At 65.5% G+C, this 1,197-nt stretch carries 1 protein-coding gene; it reads left to right on the top strand.

Translation table 11 applies throughout. The features are described 5' to 3' along the window. Positions 1-1,197: putative Ig domain-containing protein (locus B3446_RS18735; RefSeq protein ID WP_291383976.1), on the top strand; the 1,197-nt coding region annotated here is incomplete at both ends.

Here is a 1,197-nt window from a genome sequence, read left to right as displayed (position 1 = left end):
GATGACCAGTCCGGCAATGACGGCCAGGCCATCACCCCGGTCGACATCTCCGAGCAGTTCTCGGATGTGGACGCGGGCGATGTGCTGACGTACTCGGCCACGGGTCTGCCCCCGGGCCTGACCATCGATCCGAAGACGGGCATCATCAGCGGCACGCTGGACAAGTCGGCCTCGCAAGGTGGCGATCACGGCGTCTACGCGGTCACCATCACCGCGACCGACAAGTCTGGCGCTTCGGTGTCGCAAGACTTCTCGTGGGATGTGAAGAACCCGGCTCCGACGGCAGTCGCTGACGAAGGCGCCACGGGTCAAAACGTCAACCTGGCGGTCAACGCCCAGAACGGCGTGCTGTCCAACGACACCGACCCGGACGGCGACACGCTGCACGTCTCGGCCGTCAACGGCCAGTCGACCAACGTGGGTGCGGCAATCACCGGCACCAACGGTGGCACCTTCACGCTGAACGCCGACGGTTCGTACAGCTTCAATCCCGGCTCGACGTTTAACAACCTGGGCGCTGGCCAGACCGCTTCGTCGTCGATCACCTACACCGTCTCCGACGGTGAAGGCGGTACCTCGACCGCGACGTTGACGGTCACGATCACCGGCACCAACGACACCCCGATCCTGACCCCGGGCGTGACGCTTGATGACCAGTCCGGCAATGACGGCCAGGCCATCACCCCGGTCGACATCTCCGAGCAGTTCTCGGATGTGGACGCGGGCGATGTGCTGACGTACTCCGCTACGGGCCTGCCGCCCGGCCTGACCATCGATCCGAAGACCGGCATCATCACCGGCACGCTCGACAAGTCGGCCTCGCAAGGTGGCGATCACGGCGTCTACGCGGTCACCATCACCGCGACCGACAAGGCCGGCGCTTCGGTCTCGCAAGACTTCTCGTGGGATGTGAAGAACCCGGCTCCGACCGCGGTCAACGACACGGACGCCACGAACCAAGGCGTCAGCCTCACTGCTGATGCGGCGCACGGCGTGCTGTCCAATGACACCGATCCGGACGGCGATACGCTGCACGTCTCGGCCGTCAACGGCCAGTCGACCAACGTGGGCGCAGCGATCACCGGCACCAACGGCGGCACGTTCACCCTGAACGCCGACGGCTCCTACTCGTTCAACCCCGGCTCGACGTTCAACAACCTGGGCGCCGGCCAGACCGCCTCGTCCTCGATCACCTAC

Source organism: Achromobacter sp. UBA5777, assembly GCF_002418565.1.
Lineage (GTDB): Bacteria > Pseudomonadota > Gammaproteobacteria > Burkholderiales > Burkholderiaceae_B > Achromobacter > Achromobacter animicus.
The sequence above is the reverse complement of the archived record's forward strand: the minus strand, read 5'-3'. Positions and strand labels throughout refer to the sequence as shown.